Consider the following 21,856-nt stretch of genomic DNA (forward strand, 5'->3'; position numbering starts at 1 on the left):
GCTGGCAGCTTCAAGACAGCTTGTAATCATGCTTGCCTCATTGAGAGCAAGAACTGCAATGGTTAGATTGGTTGACTCGCTTTTCTTATCAATTTTGTGCGTTTTGCTAAGCATTGGCTTAATGGTGAACAACGCGGCGAAGTTTTTGCTCTTGCGTCCAGCATCCTTGTGGCTTATCAAGATATTGGAAAAACTTGTTTGAGAAGTTTCCTTGCAAGCAGGTATGTTGAGCTAGGCGCCAAGCGTGACTCTTGTTTGCAAGAACATCTTGAAAGACGGATGGGCCTGTTATCTCGTAGACATTGTTTCTTTGTGAGGTTTCGATTCGACAAAGCACCTCATCTAGCAATGCCTTGATATTTGGATTGGCGGGAGCGCTTGCAATAAAATAATTGGTAGCGGCTTTATTTTTGTAGCGTAAGAATATTTCCGAAGTCCCAGCTTCGATAAATCGATCCAGTGGCCAGACGAAGTGAGAGTCAATATCCATATAAACGCCACCGTGCTTGTAGAGCACCATTAGGCGCCATAGGTCGGCTTGGGCGGCCCCAATAGTTAGCCGCTTGTAAAGCTCTGCGGGCTTGCCAGGAAAGTTTTGCTCTACAAAGGCAAGGCGATCTTCGGTAGAGTGGAAGCAGTATTGGTAGCTTCTAGAGAGAAGTCGATTCCAGTACCAAGCAGTCTTAATGGGCAGGCTAACTTTATTGGTGTAGTTAGTTTGCCAGATTATCTTAGGGACTAGGCCAGCATTTAGCCTGCTATCGCTATCGATTGTCTGTGCTGAATCGACTGATTTGGCCCTGATATTTGCGAGTTGGAAGCGTTGTTTTGGTAATAGCCAGTAATGTAAATAAAAAATGGGGCGCATTGCATTTGCCGCGAGTTTGACAACGCGACCTGCAAGGAAGGCTGCGAAGTCATCGCGTTTCGATTGCCGAGACAAAAGTCCATTGCTTATGGTGATAATTCTACGGGTAGTCCTATGTTGATTCCAGGCCTTCCCCAGGCGCGCCCCGAGGTTGAAGGCCTCCAGGCCTACAGCGCTCCGCTTGAGGGCCGCCGGGGCCTGCTTCGGCTCGACTTCAACGAGAACACCGTGGGGCCGAGTCTGCAGGTGGTGGAGGCAATCCGTGCCATCCCCGCCGATCAGTACGCCGTCTATCCCGAGTACGACGGCCTGCGGGAGGCGGTGGTTGCCAATCTCGCTGCAACTGGCCTCGGCCAGCCGCTCACCCCAGGGCAGATCGGCCTCTTCAACGGCGTAGACGCGGCACTTCATGCCATTTTTCATGCCTATGGCGACCGGGGCGACACGCTGCTGACCACATCGCCCACCTTCGGCTACTACACCCCCTGCGCCCAGATGCAGGGCATGGCGATTGAGGCCATCCCCTACCTGCTGCCTGATTTTGGCTTCCCCCTAGAGGAGCTGCGGGCGGCACTACAGAGCTGCCCACGCATCCTGCTGATCTGCAATCCAAACAACCCCACCGGCACCCGGCTAGCACCGGAGTTGATCCTGGAGCTGGCGGCCTCGGCGCCTGGCACCCTTGTGGTGGTGGATGAGCTCTATGAGGCCTTCACTGGCGACAGCGTGCTGCCATCCGTCGATTTCGCTGCCACGCCGAATCTGCTGGTGCTGCGCTCCCTGGCGAAGACCTCCGGCCTGGCTGGTCTACGCATCGGTTTTGCCATTGGGGCGGCGCCGGTGATTGATCGCATCGGGCGCGTCACGGGGCCCTACGACATCAACAGCTTCGCCGTGACTGCCGCCCATGCGGCCTTGGCGGACCAGGCCTATGTGGATAGCTATGTGGCCGAAGTGCTGCGGGCCCGCGACTGGCTGGTGCAGCAGTTGCAAGCGGCTGGGGTGCGGCATCACGCCGCAGGTGGCAACTACCTGCTGATCTGGCCCGAGAGCCCAGCTGCCGAGGTGGAGCAGCGCCTGCGGCAGGCGGGCATCCTGGTGCGCTCGATGGCGGCCAAACCTCTGATCGACGGCTCCTTGCGGGTGAGCATCGGCACCACCGAGCAGATGCAGCGTTTCTGGGCTGCCTATCTGCAGGCCGCTTAGCGCATTACCTCGATCACCATGCCATCGCCGAGCTTGCCCGGCAGGCTGAGGGTGCGGCCAGGTCGCTTCACCGGGGTGCCGGCCATGGCATCAAGGAAAGGTTGCACCGTGGTTTGGTCGCAGTCCTTGGGGGTTTTGCCGCTCACAAATTGCACCGGGATCACGCGGCGGGGCTGGAGCTCGCGCACCACTTCGGCGGCTTCGGCACCGGTGTACACCTTGGCGCCGCCACCCACGCCGATGATAAGTACGTCGGGACGACCCAACATCACCTTGTCGGCGGGGCTGAGCCGGGCCGCGGTGCCACCTAGGTGGGCGATGTCGAGGCCGCCCTGCTTCCAGCGCCACAGGGTGGATTGGCCGAAGCGGCGCCCACCAACACGGTCGTGGGGGCCGGCGATGCCTTCGATTGAAAGGCCACTCACCTTGAAGGAGCCTGGATCCACCAGCATCTTGCCCTTGGCCACCGGGGCACCCTCATCCAGTAGTCGGCTGCTGGCCAGGATCACCGTGGCACTCACCCGGGGTTCGGCCAGTCCGGCGGCACAGGCCACTGCTTTAAAGGGGTTAACCAGCACGCTGGCCCCGCCACCACTGATCAAAAGGGCGCTGTGGCCGTAGCTGGTGATCGTGACGCCGCTGCCTGCGAGGGCTGGGCCAGTTGCCAGCAATGCGGCGCCCAGGCCGAGCGAACTCAAGGTGAGAGCAGCGAAGGTGGGCAGCGGGCGCATGGAGAAGCGGCAATCGCAGTGAAGCTAACCCAACTGACTTGCTGTGGCTGGCTGGCTGGCCTGGCTCAGGAAGTTGGCCAGCAGGGCGTGACCCTCTTGGGTGAGCACGCTTTCGGGGTGGAACTGCACCCCCTGAATGTGGGGGAAATCGCGGTGGCGCAGGCCCATGATCGTGCCGTCGTCGAGCCAGGCGGTGATTTCGAGGCAGTCGGGCAGCGTCTCGCGCTCGGCGATCAGGCTGTGGTAGCGGGTGGCGGTGAGCGGGTTGGGCAGACCCTCAAACACACCTTGGCCGCTGTGGAGCACCGGTGAGGTCTTGCCGTGCATCAGCTCCTTGGCCCGCACCACCTTGCCGCCGTACACCTGGGCGATCGACTGGTGGCCCAGGCACACCCCCAGGGTGGGGATGGTGGGGCTGAGCTGCTGTAGCACCTCCAGGCAGACCCCCGACTGGTCGGGGTCGCCGGGGCCCGGTGAAATCAAGATGGCGTTCGGGGCCAGCGCACGGATCTGCTCCAGGGTCAGGGCGTCGTTGCGTTCGACCCTCACCTTGGCCGCGATCGGGTGCTCAGCGGCCAGCTCGCCCAGATACTGCACCAGGTTGAAGGTGAAGCTGTCGTAGTTGTCGAGAACGAGAAGCATCGCCGCGCCTGGCCTGCCCCCATTCAAAGGCCCAGCCGGCTCAGCAGCGGTGGCACAAGCAGCAGCAGGGCGATCATCAGTGACGACAGAGCCGCCACCAGCACCGCCGCCGCGGCGCAGTCCTTGGCAATCTTGGCCAGGGGGTGGAACTGGCGGCCGATGGCCAGATCCACCACCGCTTCGGTGGCGGTGTTGAGCAACTCCAGCACCAGCACGGCCGCCACGGTGAGCACCAGCACGGCCAGTTGGGCCGTGGGTAGTTGCAGCCACAGCCCCAGGCCAAAGACCACCGCCCCGGTGATCACATGGATGCGGAAGTTGCGCTGGCTGGCAAAGCCATAGGCCAGGCCCTGGGCGGCATAACGAAAACTTGCCGGCAGGTCACTGGCCACAGTCCAGGCCCGGGCCCTGAGGCGGCGCCCACGAGTTTCTGGGGTCGGTAAGGGGCGCAGGTTGATCATGGCTCCGCCGGCACCTTAACCAGCCTTTCCTGGCGCGCCAGCATGGCGGCGAGACTGGTTTCGTCAGGGTGGTCCCAGCCCAGCAGATGCAGCAGGCCATGGCTAGCCAGAAACAGCAGTTCCTGCTCCAGGTCGTGGCCATGCTCCGGTGCCTGGCGGGCTGCCGTTTCTATGGAGATGACGATGTCGCCCAGCTCCAGGGGCTCCGCCTCCCCGGATGCCGGCATTGGCGGGGCGCCATCGGTTGCTTCGTCCTGGGCGGCGAAGGCCAGCACGTCGGTGGGGCCTTCCTTCTGGCGCCAGTCGGCATTGAGCTCGGCGATTTCGGCGTCAGTCACCAGGCTCAGCCCCAGGCTGTAGGCGGGCGCTTGCAGGGCGGCGGGGAGTTCCGGGGCCAGCTGGTGTAGCCAGGCGCTCAATCGTGTCTGCCACTGATCGGCATCTAACAGCAGCGGGGCCACCTCCAGATCGGGATCAGCCAGATCGGGATCAGCGCTAAAGGCCAGGTCGAGATCGGTCGAGGTGGCCATCTCAGCCTCCGGGTAGTTGGGGGCGGCCGAGCCAGGCGATCAGCACCAGGAAGCCCGTGAGCCCGAGGGCGGTGAGGCCGAAGTGAAACAAGCTTTGGCGGCCCTTGCGCACCATGTTGCGCATCGCCAGCTTGATGAAGCTGGGGTTTTCGCTGGGCTGGGGATCAGTCATCGCTGGCGCCTCCAGCTAGCTCGACGCCCGCATGCAGCAGGCTTTGGATAAAGGGATCGAGATCTCCGTCCATGACGCCCTGCACGTCGGTGGTTTCCTGCTGGGTGCGCAGATCTTTCACCATCTGATATGGGTGAAACACGTAGTTGCGGATCTGGTTGCCCCAGGCCGCTTCCACAATGTCGCCGCGGATGTCGGCGATTTCGGAGGCCCGCTGCTCCTGGGCAATCACCAGCAACTTGGCCATCAGCAGGGCCATCGCCTTCTCTTTGTTTTGCAGCTGGGAGCGCTCCTGGGTGCAGCGCACAAACAGGCCGGTGGGGATGTGCAGGATGCGCACGGCAGTTTCCACCTTGTTGACGTTCTGGCCGCCAGCGCCGCCGGAGCGCGAGGTGGTGATCTCCAGGTCCTTGTCGGGGATGTCGAGCTTCACGTCCTCATCGATCTGGGGCATCACCTCCACGCCGGCGAAGCTCGTCTGGCGTTTGTCGTTGGCATTGAAGGGGGAGATGCGCACCAGCCGGTGGGTGCCCTTCTCGTTGCGCAGGTAGCCGTAGGCATAGCGGCCCTCGATCTCGATCGTGCAGCTCTTAATGCCGGCTTCTTCCCCCTCGCTGAGCTCGTCCACACTCACCTTCATGCCGTGGTCTTCGGCCCAGCGGGTGTACATCCGCATCAGCATCAGGGCCCAGTCCTGGGCGTCGGTGCCGCCGGCACCGGCGTTGATGCTGATCACGGCGCCCTCCTTGTCGTAGGGGCCGCTCAGCAGGCGCTCGAGCTCCCAGCGATCCAAATCGGCTTTGAGGGACTGCAGGGCTTGGTTGGATTCGGCCAGCAACTCCTCATCGGGCTCGAGGTTGTAGAGCTCCACGGTGGCCTCCCCGTCGGAGACGCTGGCCTGCCATTTCGCCAATTGCTCAAGCTGAGCCTTCACCTCGTCGAGCTGGCGCATCTTGACCTGGGCCTGCTTCTGGTCGTCCCAGAAGTCGCCCTGGGAGGCCAGCTGCTCAAGGTCCTGTTGGCGGGCTTTCAGGGCCGGTACGTCAAAGACAGTCCTGGGCGTTGCCCAGGCGGTCAGTGAGCTCGGAGAGGTCGCGCTTGAGGTCGGTGAGATCGAGCACCGGTGCAGCTGGATAGTTGCTTGACGGTATCAGCGCCGGCCAGCTCCGCCGCTAGGGGTCGGGGCTGGGGGAGCGGTTTTGTTGATTGGCTAAGTCTTGGCTTAGCTAATCGATATAGGTGCGAGGCTCCCGGGCCCGCGCGCCCTGGCCCGCTTCTACGATCAACAAAACCTGACCGGAGCCGTCTAAATGGCCGCCACCGTTGAGATCTACACCTGGCGGGCCTGTCCCTTCTGTGTGCGCGCCAAGGCCCTACTCGACCGCAAGGGAGTGGCTTACGCCGAATTTGCAATCGATGGCGACGAGTCGGCCCGCTCGGCGATGGCGGCTAAGAGCGGCGGGAGCCGCAGCGTGCCCCAGACCTTTATCAATGGCCAGCACGTGGGTGGTTGCGACGATCTGCATGCCCTCGAGCGCTCCGGCCAGCTCGACGTTCTGCTGGCGAGCTGAGCGGTGGCATCCCAACTGTTTGTGATCGATCCGATCGCCCGGCTCAATCCAGCCAAAGATTCCAGCGTTGCCCTGATGCAGGCAGCCCAGCGAGCCGGCGAGCAGGTGTGGGTTTGCACCATCGCCGATCTTTCTGCCGCCGAGGTGCCAGGAGACCCCCTGCAAGGCCCTCCCCCGCAAGGCCATGGCGCCTGGGTGGTGGCCACCCCCGTGAATTGCGAGCCCTGGTTTGAACTTGGCGATCCCCAGCTGCTGCCCCTCACCGCCTTTCCGCGGGTGTGGATGCGCAAGGACCCCCCGGTGGATGAGGCCTATCTCTATGCCACCCATCTGCTGGAGTTGGGGGAGCGTCAGGGCGTGCGGGTGCTCAACCGGCCCGCTTCGCTGCGAGCCTGGAACGAAAAACTCAGTGCCCTGCGCTGGAGCCAGCTGATGGCCCCCACCCTGGTGGCTAGTCGGGTGACAGCGCTGGCCGCTTTCACCGCCGAGCATGGCGAGGTGGTGCTTAAGCCCCTGGGGGGGCGGGCTGGCCAGGGGGTGGTATTTGCTTCTGCAGCAACGCCGGGTTTGCGAGCCCTGCTGGAGCTGGTGACTGGCCAGGAGCAGCTGCCGGTGATGGTGCAGGCCTTCCTGCCCGGGGTGAGCGCTGGTGATAAGCGCATCCTGCTGGTGGATGGCGAGCCCCTGGGGGCGGTGAATCGCATCCCCGCCGGTGGCGAGTTCCGCAGCAACCTGGCCGTGGGCGGTGCTCCGGAGGTAACGGAGCTCACGGCGGCGGAGAGGGCTATCTGCGCTGAGTTGGCGCCAGCGTTGCGGGCTGAAGGTTTGTTTTTTGTGGGCATCGATGTGATCGATGGCCGCCTCAGCGAGATCAATGTGACCAGCCCCACCGGCGTGCGCGAGGTGGAGCGGCTGGCCGGGATTCCCCTGGCGGATCAGACGATGGCGCGGCTGCTGGCTGCTTGATGGTCGGTGGCGCAGCTGAGCTGCTGCTGCAGTACTCCCAGTTTCAGGGCCACCTCCTGCAGCTCCCGCTCCACCGTTGAACCCCGCACTAGGCCGGCACCGGCTGTGAGCTCAAGCCGGTCGCCCCGCAGGGTGCCGCTGCGGATCGCCACCCGCAGGTCGGCGTCACCGGCGCTGTCGATCCAGCCGATTGGGGCGGCGTAGTGGCCGCGCTCGAAGGGCTCCAAGCTGCGCAGCCAGGCCATCGCCTCGCGCCGCGGCAGGCCCGCCACAGCCGGGGTGGGATGGAGGGCGGCGGCGATGCTCAGGGGCTGGTGCTGGCCCAGGGCTGCCGTAATCGGGGTGTGCAGATGCACCAGTTGGCCGTGGCGGGCCAGGCGTGGATGGCGCGGTCGCCGCGGGTTGAGGCCCGCTCTGGCGAGTACGGCGGTGATCGTGTCCACCACCAGCTCATGCTCATGGCGATCTTTGCAGGAGTGCAGCAGCCCTGCGGCCTGCTCTCCAGCTGGGGCGGTGCCCGCTAGGGCATCACTGCGCAGTTGCCCCTGGCGCACCGTGAGCAACCGTTCGGGGGAGGCGCCGATCAGGGCAGTCCCGCGGGCTTGCTGCCACAGAAAGCGGCAGCTGCCGCTCTGGTGGCGCCGTAGGGGGGCCAGCAGGGCCAGGGGATGGGGCGCGGCCTCAAGCTGCAGCTCCTGGCGCACGGCCAGCACCACTTTTTCCAGCTCGTCCCTCTCCACCAACTCCAGGCCCCGCTCAACCGCGGAGCGGTAGCTCTCCTGCCATGGCGAACTGCGGCGGATGGCGATTCGACTGACAGCCCTTGGCTCCAGCCCATCTTGTTGTTGCACCAGGCGCTCCAGCCGGCGGGCCTGCTCCCACAGCTCTTCGGCTAGCTGGCGCGGCGTCACGCCACCGCCGAGGCTGCGCTGCAGCCGCAGCCAGCAGTGCTGGCCCTGGCGGCTCAGCTGCCAACGCGGCAGCACGGCCTGTACGCCTGGGATTGCTGTGGGCCCCGGCTGCAGGGGCGCTTCAAAGAAACCGAAGGCCAGCAGCACCCGCGGCCGGGCCAGGGGCGGGCCGCTCTCCGGGGTGGCTAGCCGGCTGAGGCAGGCGCTGGCAAAACGCTGGGCCAGCTCAAAGCGGCGCGGACCACTGAGCTCGAGGCTGTTGGTGCGGCCGGCGGCGGCGATGCAGAGCCCCGGTGCCCCGTCCCACAGGAAGCGGAAGCTGTCGCCGCCTGGAGCCAGGGCTTCATCCTCGGGCTCCAGATGGGGCAGCAGCAGCATCGGGTCTCCGCCGGCCAGGGGTAGGGCCAGGCTGAGGACGCCCTCCTCCTCCAGCTGGCGCGCCTGCTCGTTGGCGGCGACCAGCAAACTGGTGAATGAATCACCCGTTGAATCGGTGAAGGAAGAAGGGGCCTGCACCAGGAAGGGCCGGGGCCGCGACGAAGAGCTGCTCAAATGTATGGGCCCTGCAGTGGCTGCCGCCTGCGGCCCCCATGACTGAGCCCAAGGTCGTCGCAAGCCGTTACGCCAATTCCGTCGATCGCCGCCGCCTCTGGCAGGCGGCGATCAAGTGGCCGATGTACGCCGTGGCGGTGATGCCGGTGCTGCTGGCCGCCGGCTGGCGTCTAGGCCAGGCCCTGCCGGTGCGGTTTGACCAGCTGCTGCTGTTTCTGTTGGCGGCGGTGCTGCTGCTGGCCTGGGAAAACCTGGCCAACGATGTTTTTGATGCCGACACCGGCGTGGATGCCGACGGCAAGCCCCATTCCGTGGTGAATCTCACGGGCCGCCGCGATCGGGTGGCCGGGCTGGCCAATGGCTGCCTGCTGCTGGGCCTGGCTCTGATGGCGCTGGTGGCCTGGCGCAGCAGCCCGGCGGTACTGGCTTTGGTGCTGGCCTGCTGCGGCCTGGGCTACCTGTATCAGGGGCCGCCGTTTCGGCTGGGCTATCGGGGCCTGGGTGAGCCCCTCTGCTGGCTTGCTTTCGGCCCCTTGGCCACCGCCGCCGGCCTGCTGGCCCTGGCGCCAGCGGGGGCCAGCGGGGTGCCCTGGCGCATCGCCCTGGCCCTTGGCAGTGGCCCAGCCCTCGCTACCACCCTGGTGCTGTTCTGCTCCCATTTCCACCAGGTTGATGAGGACGCTGCCCATGGCAAGCGTTCGCCGGTGGTGCATCTGGGTACGGCGGCTGCCTCGGGGTTGGTGCCCTGGTTTGTGGCCGGCTGCCTGGCCCTGCAGTGGGCGCCGGTGCTGCTGGGCCAGTGGCCGCTCACGGCCCTGCTCGGCGTGATCGGCCTGCCGCCCGCCCGTCAGCTGATCGCCCTGTTGCAGCGCCACCATGGCGAGCCTGGGCGGATTAGCGGCAGCAAATTTCTGGCCCTGCGCTTTCAGGCGCTCAATGGTTTGGGTTTGGCCCTGGGCCTGGCCCTGGGGCGCTTCACAGGATGAGCCAGGGGGGCCTGCTGCAGTTGCAGTGGCGGCCCTTCGGCTTCGCCCTGCCCCAGCCCCTGGTTACGGCTGCAGGCTCCGTGCAGCAGCGGCGCGGCTGGCTGCTGCGCTTGCGGAGCCCCCAGGGCGATCTGGGCTGGGGCGAGGCCGCCCCCCTCGATGGCCAGCTGGAGCCACTGGCGGCGGCCCTCGCTGCTTTGGATGCCAGCTATGGGACAGCCGAACTCGAGAGGTTGCTGCAGGCGGGCCAGTTTCCCCCAACCCTTGCCTTTGCCCTCGGGGCTGCCCTGGCAGAGCTGGCCGGCTTGCCGCAGCGCCGCTGGCTGCCGCCGCCGCCTGCGGCCCGGCTGCTGCCGGCAGGACCAGCCGCCATCGATGTTTTGGAGCAGCTTGAGCCCGAGCTGGGGCCGGCTCCGGTGTTCAAGTGGAAACTGGCCGTTTGCGCCGATGCTTTGGAGCGCGAGCTGCTGGAGCAGCTGCTGCAGCGCCTGCCAGCAACCGCCCGCTTGCGCCTTGATGCCAATGGCGGCTGGAGCCGGGCCACGGCGGCGGTCTGGGCCGGGCGTTTGGCGGGCGAGCCGCGGCTGCAGTGGCTGGAGCAGCCCCTAGCCCCGGCCGACCAGGCGGGCCTGGAGGCCTTAGCGGCCCAGGTTCCCGTGGCTCTGGATGAATCGTTGCAGTGCGACCCGGGACTGCGCTGCAGTTGGCCGGGCTGGCAGGTGCGCCGCCCCAGCCAGGAGGGGGACCCTCGAGTGCTGCTGGCGGCCCTGGAGCGGGGCAGGCCGCGGCTGATGCTCAGCACAGCCTTTGAAACCGGCATCGGCCGCCGCTGGCTAGAGCATCTGGCAGCCCTGCAGTCCGAGGGCCCCACGCCGGCGGCGCCGGGCTTGGCGCCGGGTTGGCAAGCCCCCGGAGCCCTGGCCAGCGCCGATCCGGCAGCGGTGTGGGCTGCCGCCGCCCAAATCAGCCGAGATCAGCAGCAATGACGCCCGAGCAGTTGCAAAAGCTCTGGGATGCCGGCCGCCTGGCGGCCTTGGCGGGCCCGGCTGCCAGCGACCAGCAGGCTTTGGCGGCGGCGATCGGGCCCGATGGCCTTGGCCTTTTGGAAGAGCGTTGGGGGCCGGGGGTGGTGCTAGGCAGCGGCGGCAGCACGGGCGGTCGCCGCTGGTGCCTCCAGCCCCTGGCCCACCTGCAGGCTTCAGCGTCGGCTACTGGTCGCTGGCTGGAGGGGTTGGGGCTGGATCCGGCGAGCTGCCTGCACCTCAACTCCCTGCCATTGCATCACGTCAGTGGGCTGCTGCCCTGGGTGCGCGCCCAGCACTGGGGCGCCGGCCACCAGAGTCTTGATCCGGCCTGGATGCGCGATCCGGCCCTGTTGGCTGCGGCTGCCCCGCTGGATCCAGGCCGTCCGGCCTTGCTTTCCCTGGTGCCCACCCAGCTGCAGCGGCTGCTGGCTGCTGCCGAAGGCGTGGCCTGGTTGCAGCGTTTGGCCCTGATCTGGGTTGGTGGGGCGCCGTTGCCGCCGGCGCTGGCGGAGCGGGCCAGGCTGGCCGGGTTGCGGCTGGCCCCTTGCTACGGGGCCACGGAAACGGCCGCGATGGTGTGTGCCCTGGCGCCCGAAGCTTTCCTGGCGGGCGCTTCGGGCTGCGGCGCCCCCTTGGGGGACGTGGAGCTGCGGCTAGGGGCGGAACAGGCCGTTGAGGTGCGCTGTGAGCGGCTCAGTCCGGGCTGGCTGGAGGCTGGCCGGCTCCAGCCCCTGCCGCGCACTGCCGATGGCTGGTGGCGCAGTGGCGATGCCGGCCGGCTGGGCCCAGCGGGGCTGGAGCTGCTGGGACGCCTCGATGGAGCCATTCACAGCGGCGGTGAAACCGTGTTTCCAGATGTGCTGGAGCAGCGGCTGGCGCAGCTGGCCCAGGCCGCTGGCTTGCCACTGCAGGCGCTTTTGCTGCTGCCAACCGATGATCCCGACTGGGGCCAGCGACTGGTGGCCCTGGTGCGGCCCGACTCGCCCCAGCAAGGCTGGGAGGAGCTGCAGTTGGCGTTGCAGCAGCTTTGTGATTCCTGGCCACCGGCAGAGCGGCCAGGTCGGTGGCTGCTCTGCCCCGAGTTGGCGCCAGCGGAGCTGGGCAAATGGCAACGAAATCATTGGCGGGCCTGGGTTGATCAGCTAAAAGCTGTTGAGGTCGTTTCTCCCGCGTCAGTCGATGTCGAGCCTGTCTGAGACCGAAATCAGCAATAAGAAGCTGGCGGCGGGTCTCACCGGAATCTTTCTGGGCGCCTTTGGGGTGCACAAATTCATTCTTGGCTACACCAAGCCGGCGGTAATCATGTTGGTGGTATCGCTTCTGACCTGCGGGGTGGGCTATTTTGTTTTTCAGGTCATTGGCATTATTGAGGGCGTCATTTACTTGACGAAATCCAATGCAGAATTTGAAACCGAATACCTAGATGGCCAAAAAGATTGGTTCTGAGCTCTTAGCCCGGGCACCGGTTTTGTTGCTTTTGTCTGGAGCTGGTGCCCTCAGTTTTGGCCTGGCTGCAGCTATTCCCCACGACGGCTTGCATCCGCTGGCGCTGATGGCGGCCCTGCTGCCCCTGCAGTTGGCGGCGCTGCTTTATGTCTTCAGCCGGCACTAAAGGGGCTGGATGCCTTGGCCCAGGCTCGATGCTTCCAGCCAGCGCTGCAGCCCAGCTGGCAAGGGGCAGCGCCGGCGGCTGGCCGTCTCGATCGCCAGGTGCCTGGTGAGCCCCCTGGCTGCGGCCCTCTCGCCGCTGCGGAAGTTGTAGTGCACCTCAAAGCTGCCGGAATCCAGGCGCCGGGGTTCCAGCTGGATTGCTAGGGGGTCGCCGCAGACAAGGGGAGAAAGGAAGTCTGCGCTGCAATGCACTAGCGGCAGGGCAATGGCGGGTATGTGCCCCGGGGTGGGAAAGATTTCAGCTGCAGGCAGGCCATAGAGCTCCAGGCTTTCTTCGTAAGCCTCGTGGCACCAGCGCAGTAGCTGGTGGAAATGCATCACCCCGGCGGCATCGGTGTCCCCGAAGCGCACGGTGCGGCATAGCAGCAGCCAGCTGCTGGAATCAGCGATCAACCGATCCCATGATCACGTCGATCGAGCCGAGGATGGCCATGATGTCGGCCACCTTGGCCCCTTTGAGGATGTGGGGCAGGATTTGCAGGTTGTTGAAGTCGGCGGCGCGGATCTTGAAGCGCCAGGGGGTGACGTCGTTGTTGCCCTGCAGATACACCCCGATTTCGCCCTTGCCCGATTCCAGGCGGGTGTAGAGCTCACCTTCGGGAATCTTGAAGGTTGGGGCCACTTTCTTGGCCACATATTGATAATCAAAGCCGGAATATTCGCTGCCCTTGCCCTCCGCCATGCGGCGGGCTTCCAGGTGCTCGGTGGCTCCACCGGGAATCATGGCGCAGGCCTGGCGCAGGATCTTGAGGGATTCGCGCATTTCCTTGACGCGCACCCGATAGCGGGCATAGCAGTCACCCTCCTGTTCGCAGACCACGTCCCAGTCGAAGTCGTCGTAGCACTCGTAGTGGTCGACCTTGCGCAGGTCCCAGGGCACCCCTGAGGCGCGCAGCATCGGGCCCGACAGGCTCCAATTGATCGCCATCTCGCGGCTGATCACACCTAGACCCTCAATTCGCTTACGGAAGATCGGGTTGTTGGTAATTAGCTTTTCGTATTCATCGATCTTGGGACCAAACCAGTCGCAGAAGTCGAGGCACTTTTCCAGCCAGCCGTAGGGCAGATCAGCCGCCACCCCGCCAATGCGGAAATAGTTGTTGTTGATCAGCCGCTGGCCGGTGGCCGCTTCCCACAGGTCGTAGATCATCTCCCGCTCGCGGAAGATGTAGAAGAACGGGGTCTGGGCGCCCACGTCAGCCAGGAACGGGCCAAGCCACAGCAGGTGGTTAGCGATGCGGTTTAGCTCCAGCATCAGCACCCGGATGTAGCTGGCGCGCTTGGGCACGGGCACATTGGCCAGCCGCTCCGGCGCGTTCACCACAATCGCCTCATAAAACATGCCAGCCGCATAGTCCATGCGGCTCACGTAGGGCACGAACATCACGTTCGTGCGGTTCTCGGCAATTTTCTCCATGCCGCGGTGGAGGTAGCCGATCACCGGCTCGCAATCCACCACGTCCTCGCCATCGAGGGTCACCACCAGCCGCAACACCCCGTGCATCGAGGGGTGGTGGGGGCCGAAGTTGACCACCATCGGTTCCGTGCGCGTCTCCAGCTGCGTCATGGGGCCGAGGGGTTAAGCGCTTTGCGGTGATCTTAGGAAGGAAGCGCCCGCTAAACGATCTCTGACGAAGAAGATCGCACCAGCGCCCCCGGATAGGGCTCCTAAGCTTGCTGGGGCCGTGTTGAATCCGCGCAAACCATGGGTCAGCACCAGCCAGCGCCTTTGCGAAGGATCACGGCACCGGCAGCCGCAACCCTCTCGCGCTGGCTGCTGGCTCCACACCAGCTCCGGGCGGCCCGCCAGCGCCAGCTGCTTATCGACAGCCTCACGGCAGTGCTTCCCACCGCGGTGGAGAGCAGTCAGGTGGGGTTGGCGATCCTGCAGGGCGCCCGGGCCCTCAGCCTGGCTGATGGCGATTTTGACCAGGAGGAATGGGAGCTTTTTTACTTCTGCATGAAGAGCCTGCGCCTCAGCGATGTCCAGCGCCAGAGCGCGGATTTGCATGGCCCACCCGATCCCAAGCGGATCAGCGCCAGCCTTGCCGCCATCGCAGATCCCCTCCAGCGGCTAGCCATTGCCCGCTGCTACTGCCTGTTTGCGGCGGCGGATGGCCAGGGAAAGGCGGCGGAACTCGGTCTGTTGCAGACCCTGCTCCAGGTGCTTGGTCACCCGGAACTGGAGCGGGAGCTGCCCGATCTCTGCCGCCGCTTTCGCCCAGCGCCCAGCTGGTGGGGTCGCTTTCGCCATGGCTTGGGCCAGCGGCTAGCCCGCTGGGCTTCTCCCCACCGCCGCCGCCGCTGAGTGGCCATGGCAGATCCCGCCGGCAGCGGCTTGTTTGAACATGTGCCCGTGCTGGCCGAGGCGGTGCTGGCGGGCTTTGCTTGCCTGCCAGCAGGCCTGCTGATCGACTGCACCCTCGGCGGCGGCGGCCATAGCGCGCTGCTGCTGCAGGCCAATCCCGGCTTGCGACTTGTGGGGCTGGACCAGGACCCAAGCGCCCGTGCCGCCGCCGCCGAGCGCCTCGCCCCATTTGGCGATCGGGTCACAATCGTGGCCGCCAACTTCGCCGATTTCGTGCCTGCTGAGCCGGCCGTAGCGGTGCTGGCCGATCTGGGGGTGAGCAGTCCCCAGCTGGATGTGGCGGCCCGGGGCTTCAGCTTCCGGCTCGAGGGGCCGCTCGACATGCGCATGAACCCGGAGCGCGGCCAAACGGCTGGGGAGCTGCTTGATAGTGCCGGCGAGAGTGAGCTGGCAGACCTGATCTACGCCTACGGCGAGGAGCGGCTGTCGCGCCGTATCGCCCGCAAGCTCAAGGAGCAGGGGCCCTGGGCCCAGCGCCATACCGCCGAGCTGGCCTACCTGGTGGCCGGGTGCTACCCACCCGCGGCGCGCCGCGGCCGCATCCATCCAGCCACACGCACCTTTCAGGCCCTGCGCATTGCCGTAAACGATGAGTTGGGGGTGTTGGACAAGCTGTTGCACAACGCCCCCAACTGGCTGGAGCCAGGCGGGCTGCTGGCTGTGATCAGCTTCCACTCCCTTGAAGATCGGCGAGTGAAAACGGCCTTTTTGGCCGACGATCGGCTGGAGCGGGTAACGCGCAAGGCGATTAAGGCCAGCCCCGAGGAGGCCGAAGCCAATCCGCGCAGCCGTAGCGCCCGGCTGCGCATCGCCCGCCGTCTCGGGGAGGGGGCGTAGGCGCAGCTAAGGCTGTATCACCCGATCAGGCCGGTGCGGTCTTCGGCGCCAAACAGCTGGCGGAAGGCGGCGGTGGAGATGCACAGCACCAGGGGCACCACCACCAGCAGGCCGCCGTAGCTGAACAGGCCGCCGATGGTGTGGACCACGCCCTCGATGATTCCGAGCCACAGCACCATCCACCAGCTGGGATTCACCACATTCATGCCAGAACCAATGGTTTTGGTGGGATTTGCGGTGCCCAGTAGCGACACCTGAATCAGGAACTTCTGGGTGACCAGCAGCCAGATGTAGAAGATTGCCACCACGATCATGGGGATCACGCTGAGGGCCTCGTTGAGCTTGCCCAGGCCTGCCCCGATCAGGGTGGCGATGGCACCGGCCACGGCTATGAGGATTGCCAGCAGGATGCCGGAACCAAGCAGGCGGGCGCTGGCGGGACGGTCCCAACGGGTGAAGTCGGCGAAGCAGGGCTTGCGGCCCTCCAGGCTCAGCCAGGCGCCGCGGGTCAGGCCGACCACGGTCCATAGCGCCACGATCACGTAGCCGATGATTCCTACGATCAGGGCGGCCCAGGCTCCGGTGGGGTGCACAGCCATCACTTCATTCACGCTGGCTAGGCGAGCCCCGCCTACGGCGGCCAGGGCGGCGAAGGGCAGCAGGATCAGGGCGGAGAGGGCCTCAAACAGCAAAAAAGCCCAGGGGGCGCGGCAAAAAGCAGCCCAGCCGTCTTCTACGGCCTGGAGCACGTGCAGTTGGCTGTCGCTGGAAGGGGTGAGGGCCATGATCAAGGGCATATGGGCCGGACGGTAGCTATGAAGACAGCAGGGCGCATCCCAGTTGTGGGGATTTGATGGAACTGGTTCTGCTGCGCTGGGTAATCAATAAGCTGATAAGCAATTCAAATTCTTCTCAGGATCTCGATGGATAGGGCCCAATCGGCACATCTTTCTTTCCTTGAAGAGCTACTAGGGCAACTATCGGGCCGCCAACGTCGACCGGGATCGACCCTCGAGCTAAGCGCCAGACGCGGCACGACCGCGGCGTCCAGTGCCCCCAACGGGGCTTTCACCGGCCTGCAGCTGGCTGCGATAGATCGGCAATCCTCCTTGGCCTCTGCACCGCTTACCCTTTCCCCAGCAGCGGAGTCCTCTCTGGAGCTTCGCAGTGAGCTACGTCGTTTTGATGGAGCCTCCAGCCTGGTGCATGAGCTTCTCGGCGCTGGCCTCGCGGCAGCGGAGCCGACCGTTTGCCGCTGCCCGGCTTGCTCCCAGCTGTTCGTCACCAGCACCAACGTTGCCTCCGGTGTAGGCGTGGCCGCGGCGGCTTTGGGCCTTGATCTCACTTTTAAGCTGCACAGCAACCCCTCGGCCAACCACCGGATCTACCTCGATTTCGATGGCTACTCGCTAGCCAGTTCCCAATGGGAGAACGGCCGGGCACTGCAGGTAGGGGGCTTCTACCAGGGAGGCTTCACCGATGTAACCCAGCAGGCGATTCAGGACATCTGGCGCCGGGTTGCCGAAGACTTCTCGCCCTTCAATATCGACGTCACCACTGAGGAACCAAACAGCGAAGACCTGAAGAAATCCGGCACCGGTGACACCCGCTGGGGAATCCGGGTGGCCATGACCACAAACACAAACCTCGTCACCCAAGCAACGATCTTCAATGCCGGCGATGGTGGTACCGCCTACCTGGGCAGCTTCAACTGGGCCACCGATGAAGTCTGTTTCGTGTTCAACGGTTACAACGGTACCGATGCCGCCTCGATCTACGCGGCGGCGGAAACCGTGAGCCATGAGGTGGGCCACAGCCTTGGCCTCAACCATGACGGCGGCAGCTACGGCAGCAATTCCAGTTATTACGAAGGTGACAACCTCACCGGCGCTACTAGTTGGGGCTCGATCATGGGAGCCCCCTTCATCAATAACGACGAGAACGTCACCACCTGGAGTAAGGGTGACTACATAGGTGCCAACAATAAGGAGGACGATCTCGGCATCATCACCGGCAGCGTCAGCAACCTCTATGTCAATGGCAACGGTTTCACCTACCGGGTCGATGACTACGGCAACAGCGCCAGTACCGCGTACATCCTTAGTGGCATAGCCCCCAGCAGCTTCGGAATCATCGAGCGCAGCACGGATATCGACTGGTTTCGCTTCAGCACCGGCAGCGGCGATATCTCCCTGAGCATCCGCAATGCCTGCCAGGTGTTCAGCGCCAATGGCGATGGGACCTTCAGCACCCAGTACCTCGATGGCCTGGGGCCCAACCTCGACATCTCCGCCAAACTGTTTGACGCCACTGGCTTTGAGATCGGCAGCAGCAACCTCCTCGACCGACTCGATGCAAGTTTCAGCCTGTTCCTTGCCGCCGGCGACTATTACCTCAGCGTCGAAGGGGTGGGCTTCGTTAACCCTCTCGCCAATCCGCCCAGTGGCTTCACCGACTACGCCAGTTTGGGTCAATACCTGATCAGCGGCACGTTGATCGAGCCGCCGCCGGGGCTGATCGTCACCCCCACAACCGGGCTCACCACCACGGAGTCGGCCGGCACGGCGAGCTTCAGCGTCGTACTCGCAACCGCCCCCACGGCCGATGTCAGCATCGCCATCGCCAGCAGCAACAGCAACGAGGGCACCCCCAATCCATCCACTCTCACCTTCACCAACGCCAACTGGAACATCGCCCAGATAGTGACGGTGATGGGAGTCGACGATGACGTCGTGATCGATGGCTCCCAGACCTATGAGATGAGCCTTACTAGCTCCTCCAGCGATTCCGCCTACCAAGGGCTCAGCAGCAGCGTCAGCCTCACCAACCTTGACAACGACCTGCCAATACTCAGCATCAGCGCACCCCAGACAGTGGTGGAGGGGCAGACCACCAGCGTGACCTACACGGTGAGCATGAGTGCGGCCAGCCCGTTGGCCGCGTCGGTGGCCTACGCCACAGCCAATGGCACTGCCACTGCGGGCTCGGACTACACAGCCAGCAGCGGCAGCCTCAGCTTCGCCGCCGGCGAAACCAGCAAAACCATCACCATCAATCTGCTCAACGACTCCCTCAACGAGTCCGACGAAACCTTCAGCCTCAGTCTCTCGGCGCCCACCAATGCCACCTTGGGCAGCCCCAGCAGCGTTATCACCACACTCACCGACACCCTGGTGGCGACGTCTTCGACGGTTTTGCCTACGGGCATCGAGAACCTGCGGCTCGACGGCACTGCGGCCATCAACGGCACGGGCAACACTGGCGCCAACGTGATCACGGGGAACAATGGCGCCAATGTGCTGAAGGGCGGCGGCGGCATCGACACCCTCACCGGCCTCGGTGACAGAGATACCTTCGATCTGAGTGGCCTCAGTAACTCAGCCAACCGCAGCACGATCACCGACTTCATCACTGGATCGGGAGGTGAGACGATCCAACTCTCCAACAGCCTCACCAGCCGCATCGGCACGACCCCACTCCTGGCCTTGGTCAACCAGGGAGTCCGAGTGACCCTGAACACCACCAACTCTGATGTGTTCTCCTTCAACTTCAACAACACCGAGGCCGATGTCAATCTGGCCAACAGCACCAACGGCTCCGCCCTGCTGGATGGGCTCAATGCCGCCAACGGCAGCGCCAGCCTCAGCACCAGCAGCCTCGGTGGCAGCGGGTACATCGTTGCTTATGACAATGCCAATGCCTACATCTACAGTTTCAATGCTGGTGGAAATAATGCCGTGATCGCCAGCGAGATCGCCCTAATCGGCATCCTCGACAGCAGCAATCCGATCACGGTGGGTGCGCTGACGGCCAACAACTTCAGCCTCGTTTAGATCACTTCTGCTCAGGGGCGGGCCACCTCTGGGGGGAGGTGGGCTTCATCTGGCTCACCCTTGGACGGTTTGCGAGCTCAGCGCAGCTCCCGCACCGCGGCCGCAACTGTTTCGATGGCCAGCGTGATCTCGGCATCGCTGCTGCCACGCCCCAGCCCGAAGCGGATCGAAGCGGCGGCCTCTGCGCGGCTGCGGCCCAAGGCCGCCAGCACGTGGGAGGGGGATCCCTGGCTGCAGGCCGAGCCACTGCTCACGGCGAGCCGCTGGCGTAGCAGCCGGTGCAGGCGCGTGCCATCCACCCCTTGCACCGTCACGTTCAGGTTGTGGGCTAGCCGCGGCGCTCCGGAGCCGTTGAGCTCTACGCCGTTGAGCTCGACGCCGCCGAGGGCTTTCAGCCCTGCCCAGAGCTGGTCTCGCAGGGTTCCGAGCCGCCCGGCCCGCTCCTCCCGATCAGCCTCAGCTCGCAGCAGCGCCTCGCCTAGCCCCACAACTAGGGGCACCGGCAGGGTGCCGGCCCGGCGGCCGTCCTGCTGGCCGCCACCATGGAGCTGGGCAGCAAGCTTGAGCCCCGGGCGCACCAGCAGGGCCCCTACCCCCTTGGGTCCATAAAACTTGTGGCCACTGAGGCTGAGCAGGTCGATGCCCAGCTTGTTGATGGCAAGGGGGATGTGGCCGGCTGCCTGGGCCGCGTCCACGTGCAGCAGCACTCCCCACTGCCGGCAGTGGGCCGCGATAGCGGCCAGGGGTTGGAGCACACCGATTTCGTTGTTGGCGGCCATCACGCTCAGCAGCAGGACGTCGTCGCCGAGGGCGGCTTCAAGCTGGGCTAGATCCACCAGGCCATCGGGCTGGATGGGCACCAGGCTCACCGGAAACCCATGGCGGCCCAGATAGGCCAGAGGGTCGAGCACGGCCCGGTGTTCGCTCACCAGGCTCACCAGTCGCCGCCGGGGGTTGCCAGCTGCCAGGGCCGCTTCGCATACCCCCTTGAGAGCCAGGTTGTTGGCTTCGGTGGCGCCGCTGGTGAAGATCACGGTTTCGGCGCTGCTGCCCAACACACGGGCCAGCTGGCCCCGGGCCCGCTCCACGGCGGCGGCAGCTTCCAGGGCCGGGCGATAAAGGCGGTTGGCTGGATTGGCGCAGTGCTCGCTCCACCAGGGCGCCATCGCTGCCACCACCGCCGGATCGCAGGGAGTGGTGGCGTGGTGGTCGAGGTAGGCGAGCATGGGGTGCTTGCAGGCTTCCATGTTGCCAACCAGAACCCTATTGCTGGTGGCCCTTGCAGCAGCGCTGGCGCCACCCAGCTGGGCGGAGGGCGGCGGGGTGCGGCCAGAGGATGCCCGGCCGCCAGGACTGCTGCTGCTGCAGGAGCGCCCCGGCCTGGGCGGCAAGCAGGCGATTGGTATTTACGGGGCTGTAGCCGATGCCAAGACCCCCGGCCTGTGGCGCATCAAGCTTTGGGATGAGCAGCCCAACGACGTCAAGGTGCGCAGCGAAACCATCCGCTGCACCCCTTCGGCGCCGATGCGGGTTACTAGCGATGGCCCCAACCTCTACATCCGCGAGCTGAACCCGGGCGGAGCGATAACGACCGCCAATCGCATCGACCACCTGGTGTGGTGGGCCACCTGCTTCCCCGAGCAAGCCGGCAAGGATCCAGCTGGCCTGGGCCCCCTGGCCCGCCAGCTCGGCTACAGCGGCAGCCTGCGGGAATCCGAGCAGATCGTGCCTGGACGCTCCCGCTGAGCGCCTGCAGACTGATTCATGCCGACTGGATACCTGCAGAGTGGCCGCCATGAACCCAGATATGACTCCGGCCCAGGAACCTGAAGCGACGCCCGTGCGCTTGCTGCTGGTCGACGATGAACCCGGCCTGCGCACGGCGGTAAAGGCCTATCTGGAAGATGAGGGCTTTGCGGTGACCACCGCCAACGACGGTGAGGAGGGCTGGGCCGTGGCCCAGGAGATGCTGCCCGACGTCATCCTCAGCGACGTGATGATGCCGCGCCTCGATGGCTACGGCCTGCTCCAGAAGTTGCGGGCCGACGAGCGGCTGGGAGGCACGCCGGTGATCTTTCTCACCGCCAAGGGCATGACTGCTGATCGCGTCACCGGCTTCCAGGCCGGCTGCGACGACTACATCCCCAAACCTTTTGATCCTGACGAGCTGGTGGCCCGGGTCCACAACGTCGTCAAGCGCCAGCAGCGGCTGCTGGCGGAGGCGGCCCGCTTCGCCGATGCCGACATTGGCCAGCTGTCCAAGCAGATCACCGAGATTCGCTCCCTGCTCGCCACGGGCAGTGCCAAGAAGCCAGCCAGCGCGCCCGAGCATGTGTTCACGCCTCGGGAGGCCAGCGTGTTGCAGCTGGTGGCCGAGGGGATGATGAATAAGGAAATCGCCCGGCGGCTGGAAACCTCGATCCGCAACGTCGAGAAGTACGTCAGTCGGCTGTTCATCAAAACCGGCACCGCCAGCCGTACCGAACTGGTGCGCTATGCGCTCGAGCACGGGCTTGTTGACTGAAA

25 protein-coding genes are annotated in these 21,856 nt (G+C 65.0%); 13 read left to right on the forward strand and 12 right to left on the reverse strand.

Annotation, left to right across the window (positions count from 1 at the left end):
- Positions 1-118: 118 nt before the first annotated feature.
- Positions 119-943, reverse strand: coding sequence for a glycosyltransferase family 32 protein (locus KBY72_RS05440; RefSeq protein WP_254962363.1), 825 nt, complete (start codon positions 941-943; stop codon positions 119-121).
- Between the two features lie 39 nt (positions 944-982).
- On the opposite strand from KBY72_RS05440, the gene KBY72_RS05445 reads away from it, so the two are divergent.
- Positions 983-2,074, forward strand: a complete 1,092-nt coding sequence (locus KBY72_RS05445; protein WP_254962364.1) for a pyridoxal phosphate-dependent aminotransferase — start codon at positions 983-985, stop codon at positions 2,072-2,074.
- Here KBY72_RS05445 and KBY72_RS05450 read toward each other — a convergent pair.
- From KBY72_RS05450 to prfB, 6 genes are all read right to left on the reverse strand, one after another.
- On the reverse strand, positions 2,071-2,805 hold the full coding sequence (locus KBY72_RS05450) for an MBL fold metallo-hydrolase (RefSeq protein WP_254962365.1): 735 nt from the start codon (positions 2,803-2,805) through the stop codon (positions 2,071-2,073). The two genes, KBY72_RS05445 and KBY72_RS05450, sit on opposite strands and share 4 nt — an antisense overlap.
- A gap of 24 nt (positions 2,806-2,829) precedes the next feature.
- Positions 2,830-3,447: an anthranilate synthase component II gene (locus KBY72_RS05455; protein WP_254962366.1), complete on the reverse strand. Its 618-nt coding sequence runs from the start codon at positions 3,445-3,447 to the stop codon at positions 2,830-2,832.
- A gap of 23 nt (positions 3,448-3,470) precedes the next feature.
- Positions 3,471-3,908: a diacylglycerol kinase family protein gene (locus KBY72_RS05460; RefSeq protein ID WP_254993195.1), complete on the reverse strand. Its 438-nt coding sequence runs from the start codon at positions 3,906-3,908 to the stop codon at positions 3,471-3,473.
- The gene (gene ybeY / locus KBY72_RS05465) at positions 3,905-4,438 is read right to left on the reverse strand and encodes an rRNA maturation RNase YbeY (RefSeq protein ID WP_254962055.1); all 534 of its coding nucleotides are present in this window, start codon (positions 4,436-4,438) and stop codon (positions 3,905-3,907) included. The genes KBY72_RS05460 and ybeY overlap by 4 nt, the downstream gene beginning before the upstream one ends.
- 1 nt (position 4,439) lies before the next feature.
- Positions 4,440-4,610: a DUF3285 domain-containing protein gene (locus tag KBY72_RS05470; protein ID WP_106632705.1), complete on the reverse strand. Its 171-nt coding sequence runs from the start codon at positions 4,608-4,610 to the stop codon at positions 4,440-4,442.
- A protein-coding gene (prfB, locus tag KBY72_RS05475) for a peptide chain release factor 2 (protein ID WP_254993197.1) occupies positions 4,603-5,731 on the reverse strand; the annotation gives its coding sequence in 2 pieces (ribosomal slippage) (positions 4,603-5,655 and positions 5,657-5,731; 1,128 coding nt in all). Before prfB ends, KBY72_RS05470 begins: the two co-directional genes overlap by 8 nt.
- A 189-nt stretch (positions 5,732-5,920) precedes the next feature.
- On the opposite strand from prfB, the gene grxC reads away from it, so the two are divergent.
- Together grxC and gshB are read left to right on the forward strand one after the other, a co-directional pair.
- A complete protein-coding gene (gene grxC / locus KBY72_RS05480) occupies positions 5,921-6,181 on the forward strand; it encodes a glutaredoxin 3 (protein WP_254942413.1) in 261 nt (86 codons plus the stop codon).
- Between the two features lie 3 nt (positions 6,182-6,184).
- Positions 6,185-7,147, forward strand: coding sequence for a glutathione synthase (gene gshB / locus KBY72_RS05485; protein WP_254993198.1), 963 nt, complete (start codon positions 6,185-6,187; stop codon positions 7,145-7,147).
- Here gshB and KBY72_RS05490 read toward each other — a convergent pair.
- Complete coding sequence (locus KBY72_RS05490) at positions 7,117-8,577, reverse strand: isochorismate synthase (protein WP_261359661.1); 1,461 nt, start codon at positions 8,575-8,577, stop codon at positions 7,117-7,119. The two genes, gshB and KBY72_RS05490, sit on opposite strands and share 31 nt — an antisense overlap.
- Before the next feature lie 71 nt (positions 8,578-8,648).
- On the opposite strand from KBY72_RS05490, the gene menA reads away from it, so the two are divergent.
- Genes menA through KBY72_RS05515 form a run of 5 tightly spaced genes read left to right on the forward strand, consistent with a single transcriptional unit; the run spans position 8,649 to position 12,233 of the window.
- On the forward strand, positions 8,649-9,596 hold the full coding sequence (gene menA, locus KBY72_RS05495) for a 2-carboxy-1,4-naphthoquinone phytyltransferase (protein ID WP_106632700.1): 948 nt from the start codon (positions 8,649-8,651) through the stop codon (positions 9,594-9,596).
- On the forward strand, positions 9,593-10,582 hold the full coding sequence (menC, locus tag KBY72_RS05500; protein ID WP_254962061.1) for an o-succinylbenzoate synthase: 990 nt from the start codon (positions 9,593-9,595) through the stop codon (positions 10,580-10,582). Before menA ends, menC begins: the two co-directional genes overlap by 4 nt.
- Complete coding sequence (locus KBY72_RS05505) at positions 10,579-11,817, forward strand: AMP-binding protein (RefSeq protein WP_254962062.1); 1,239 nt, start codon at positions 10,579-10,581, stop codon at positions 11,815-11,817. Before menC ends, KBY72_RS05505 begins: the two co-directional genes overlap by 4 nt.
- Positions 11,801-12,067 (forward strand): TM2 domain-containing protein, encoded by a 267-nt coding sequence (locus KBY72_RS05510; RefSeq protein WP_254962063.1) that lies wholly within the window; start codon positions 11,801-11,803, stop codon positions 12,065-12,067. Before KBY72_RS05505 ends, KBY72_RS05510 begins: the two co-directional genes overlap by 17 nt.
- A 22-nt stretch (positions 12,068-12,089) precedes the next feature.
- The gene (locus tag KBY72_RS05515; protein ID WP_254993199.1) at positions 12,090-12,233 is read left to right on the forward strand and encodes a hypothetical protein; all 144 of its coding nucleotides are present in this window, start codon (positions 12,090-12,092) and stop codon (positions 12,231-12,233) included.
- Here the strand turns inward: KBY72_RS05515 and KBY72_RS05520 are convergent.
- The gene (locus KBY72_RS05520) at positions 12,230-12,685 is read right to left on the reverse strand and encodes an acyl-CoA thioesterase (protein WP_254993200.1); all 456 of its coding nucleotides are present in this window, start codon (positions 12,683-12,685) and stop codon (positions 12,230-12,232) included. The genes KBY72_RS05515 and KBY72_RS05520 overlap by 4 nt on opposite strands.
- Positions 12,675-13,859: an NAD(P)H-quinone oxidoreductase subunit H gene (locus tag KBY72_RS05525; protein ID WP_254962066.1), complete on the reverse strand. Its 1,185-nt coding sequence runs from the start codon at positions 13,857-13,859 to the stop codon at positions 12,675-12,677. Before KBY72_RS05525 ends, KBY72_RS05520 begins: the two co-directional genes overlap by 11 nt.
- 138 nt (positions 13,860-13,997) lie before the next feature.
- On the opposite strand from KBY72_RS05525, the gene KBY72_RS05530 reads away from it, so the two are divergent.
- Together KBY72_RS05530 and rsmH are read left to right on the forward strand one after the other, a co-directional pair.
- Complete coding sequence (locus KBY72_RS05530) at positions 13,998-14,600, forward strand: hypothetical protein (RefSeq protein WP_254962067.1); 603 nt, start codon at positions 13,998-14,000, stop codon at positions 14,598-14,600.
- 6 nt (positions 14,601-14,606) lie between these two features.
- Positions 14,607-15,497: a 16S rRNA (cytosine(1402)-N(4))-methyltransferase RsmH gene (gene rsmH / locus KBY72_RS05535; protein WP_254962068.1), complete on the forward strand. Its 891-nt coding sequence runs from the start codon at positions 14,607-14,609 to the stop codon at positions 15,495-15,497.
- 17 nt (positions 15,498-15,514) lie between these two features.
- On the opposite strand, the gene KBY72_RS05540 is transcribed toward rsmH, so the two are convergent.
- Complete coding sequence (locus tag KBY72_RS05540) at positions 15,515-16,282, reverse strand: hypothetical protein (protein WP_254962069.1); 768 nt, start codon at positions 16,280-16,282, stop codon at positions 15,515-15,517.
- Between the two features lie 138 nt (positions 16,283-16,420).
- On the opposite strand from KBY72_RS05540, the gene KBY72_RS05545 reads away from it, so the two are divergent.
- Entirely contained in the window at positions 16,421-19,330 is a 2,910-nt protein-coding gene (locus tag KBY72_RS05545) for a Calx-beta domain-containing protein (protein ID WP_254993202.1), read from the forward strand.
- Positions 19,331-19,407: 77 nt separating this feature from the next.
- On the opposite strand, the gene KBY72_RS05550 is transcribed toward KBY72_RS05545, so the two are convergent.
- Entirely contained in the window at positions 19,408-20,556 is a 1,149-nt protein-coding gene (locus KBY72_RS05550) for a cysteine desulfurase family protein (RefSeq protein WP_254993206.1), read from the reverse strand.
- 19 nt (positions 20,557-20,575) lie between these two features.
- On the opposite strand from KBY72_RS05550, the gene KBY72_RS05555 reads away from it, so the two are divergent.
- Complete coding sequence (locus KBY72_RS05555; protein ID WP_254932172.1) at positions 20,576-21,076, forward strand: hypothetical protein; 501 nt, start codon at positions 20,576-20,578, stop codon at positions 21,074-21,076.
- A gap of 61 nt (positions 21,077-21,137) precedes the next feature.
- Positions 21,138-21,854, forward strand: a complete 717-nt coding sequence (locus KBY72_RS05560; RefSeq protein WP_254932175.1) for a response regulator transcription factor — start codon at positions 21,138-21,140, stop codon at positions 21,852-21,854.
- The last annotated feature ends 2 nt before the right edge of the window (positions 21,855-21,856 follow it).

It is taken from the genome of Cyanobium sp. BA5m-21, from assembly GCF_024346235.1.
GTDB lineage: Bacteria > Cyanobacteriota > Cyanobacteriia > PCC-6307 > Cyanobiaceae > Cyanobium_A > Cyanobium_A usitatum.

Bases quoted from the DNA above. Each gene is read 5' to 3' on its own strand.
- KBY72_RS05445 (WP_254962364.1), top strand. From the start codon at position 983: ATGTTGATTCCAGGCCTTCCCCAGGCGCGCCCCGAGGTTGAAGGCCTC.
- KBY72_RS05450 (WP_254962365.1), bottom strand. From the start codon at position 2,805: ATGCGCCCGCTGCCCACCTTCGCTGCTCTCACCTTGAGTTCGCTCGGC.
- KBY72_RS05455 (WP_254962366.1), bottom strand. From the start codon at position 3,447: ATGCTTCTCGTTCTCGACAACTACGACAGCTTCACCTTCAACCTGGTG.
- KBY72_RS05460 (WP_254993195.1), bottom strand. From the start codon at position 3,908: ATGATCAACCTGCGCCCCTTACCGACCCCAGAAACTCGTGGGCGCCGC.
- ybeY (WP_254962055.1), bottom strand. From the start codon at position 4,438: ATGGCCACCTCGACCGATCTCGACCTGGCCTTTAGCGCTGATCCCGAT.
- KBY72_RS05470 (WP_106632705.1), bottom strand. From the start codon at position 4,610: ATGACTGATCCCCAGCCCAGCGAAAACCCCAGCTTCATCAAGCTGGCG.
- grxC (WP_254942413.1), top strand. From the start codon at position 5,921: ATGGCCGCCACCGTTGAGATCTACACCTGGCGGGCCTGTCCCTTCTGT.
- menA (WP_106632700.1), top strand. From the start codon at position 8,649: ATGACTGAGCCCAAGGTCGTCGCAAGCCGTTACGCCAATTCCGTCGAT.
- menC (WP_254962061.1), top strand. From the start codon at position 9,593: ATGAGCCAGGGGGGCCTGCTGCAGTTGCAGTGGCGGCCCTTCGGCTTC.
- KBY72_RS05505 (WP_254962062.1), top strand. From the start codon at position 10,579: ATGACGCCCGAGCAGTTGCAAAAGCTCTGGGATGCCGGCCGCCTGGCG.
- KBY72_RS05510 (WP_254962063.1), top strand. From the start codon at position 11,801: ATGTCGAGCCTGTCTGAGACCGAAATCAGCAATAAGAAGCTGGCGGCG.
- KBY72_RS05525 (WP_254962066.1), bottom strand. From the start codon at position 13,859: ATGACGCAGCTGGAGACGCGCACGGAACCGATGGTGGTCAACTTCGGC.
- KBY72_RS05530 (WP_254962067.1), top strand. From the start codon at position 13,998: ATGGGTCAGCACCAGCCAGCGCCTTTGCGAAGGATCACGGCACCGGCA.
- rsmH (WP_254962068.1), top strand. From the start codon at position 14,607: ATGGCAGATCCCGCCGGCAGCGGCTTGTTTGAACATGTGCCCGTGCTG.
- KBY72_RS05540 (WP_254962069.1), bottom strand. From the start codon at position 16,282: ATGGCCCTCACCCCTTCCAGCGACAGCCAACTGCACGTGCTCCAGGCC.
- KBY72_RS05545 (WP_254993202.1), top strand. From the start codon at position 16,421: ATGGATAGGGCCCAATCGGCACATCTTTCTTTCCTTGAAGAGCTACTA.
- KBY72_RS05550 (WP_254993206.1), bottom strand. From the start codon at position 20,556: ATGCTCGCCTACCTCGACCACCACGCCACCACTCCCTGCGATCCGGCG.
- KBY72_RS05555 (WP_254932172.1), top strand. From the start codon at position 20,576: ATGTTGCCAACCAGAACCCTATTGCTGGTGGCCCTTGCAGCAGCGCTG.
- KBY72_RS05560 (WP_254932175.1), top strand. From the start codon at position 21,138: ATGACTCCGGCCCAGGAACCTGAAGCGACGCCCGTGCGCTTGCTGCTG.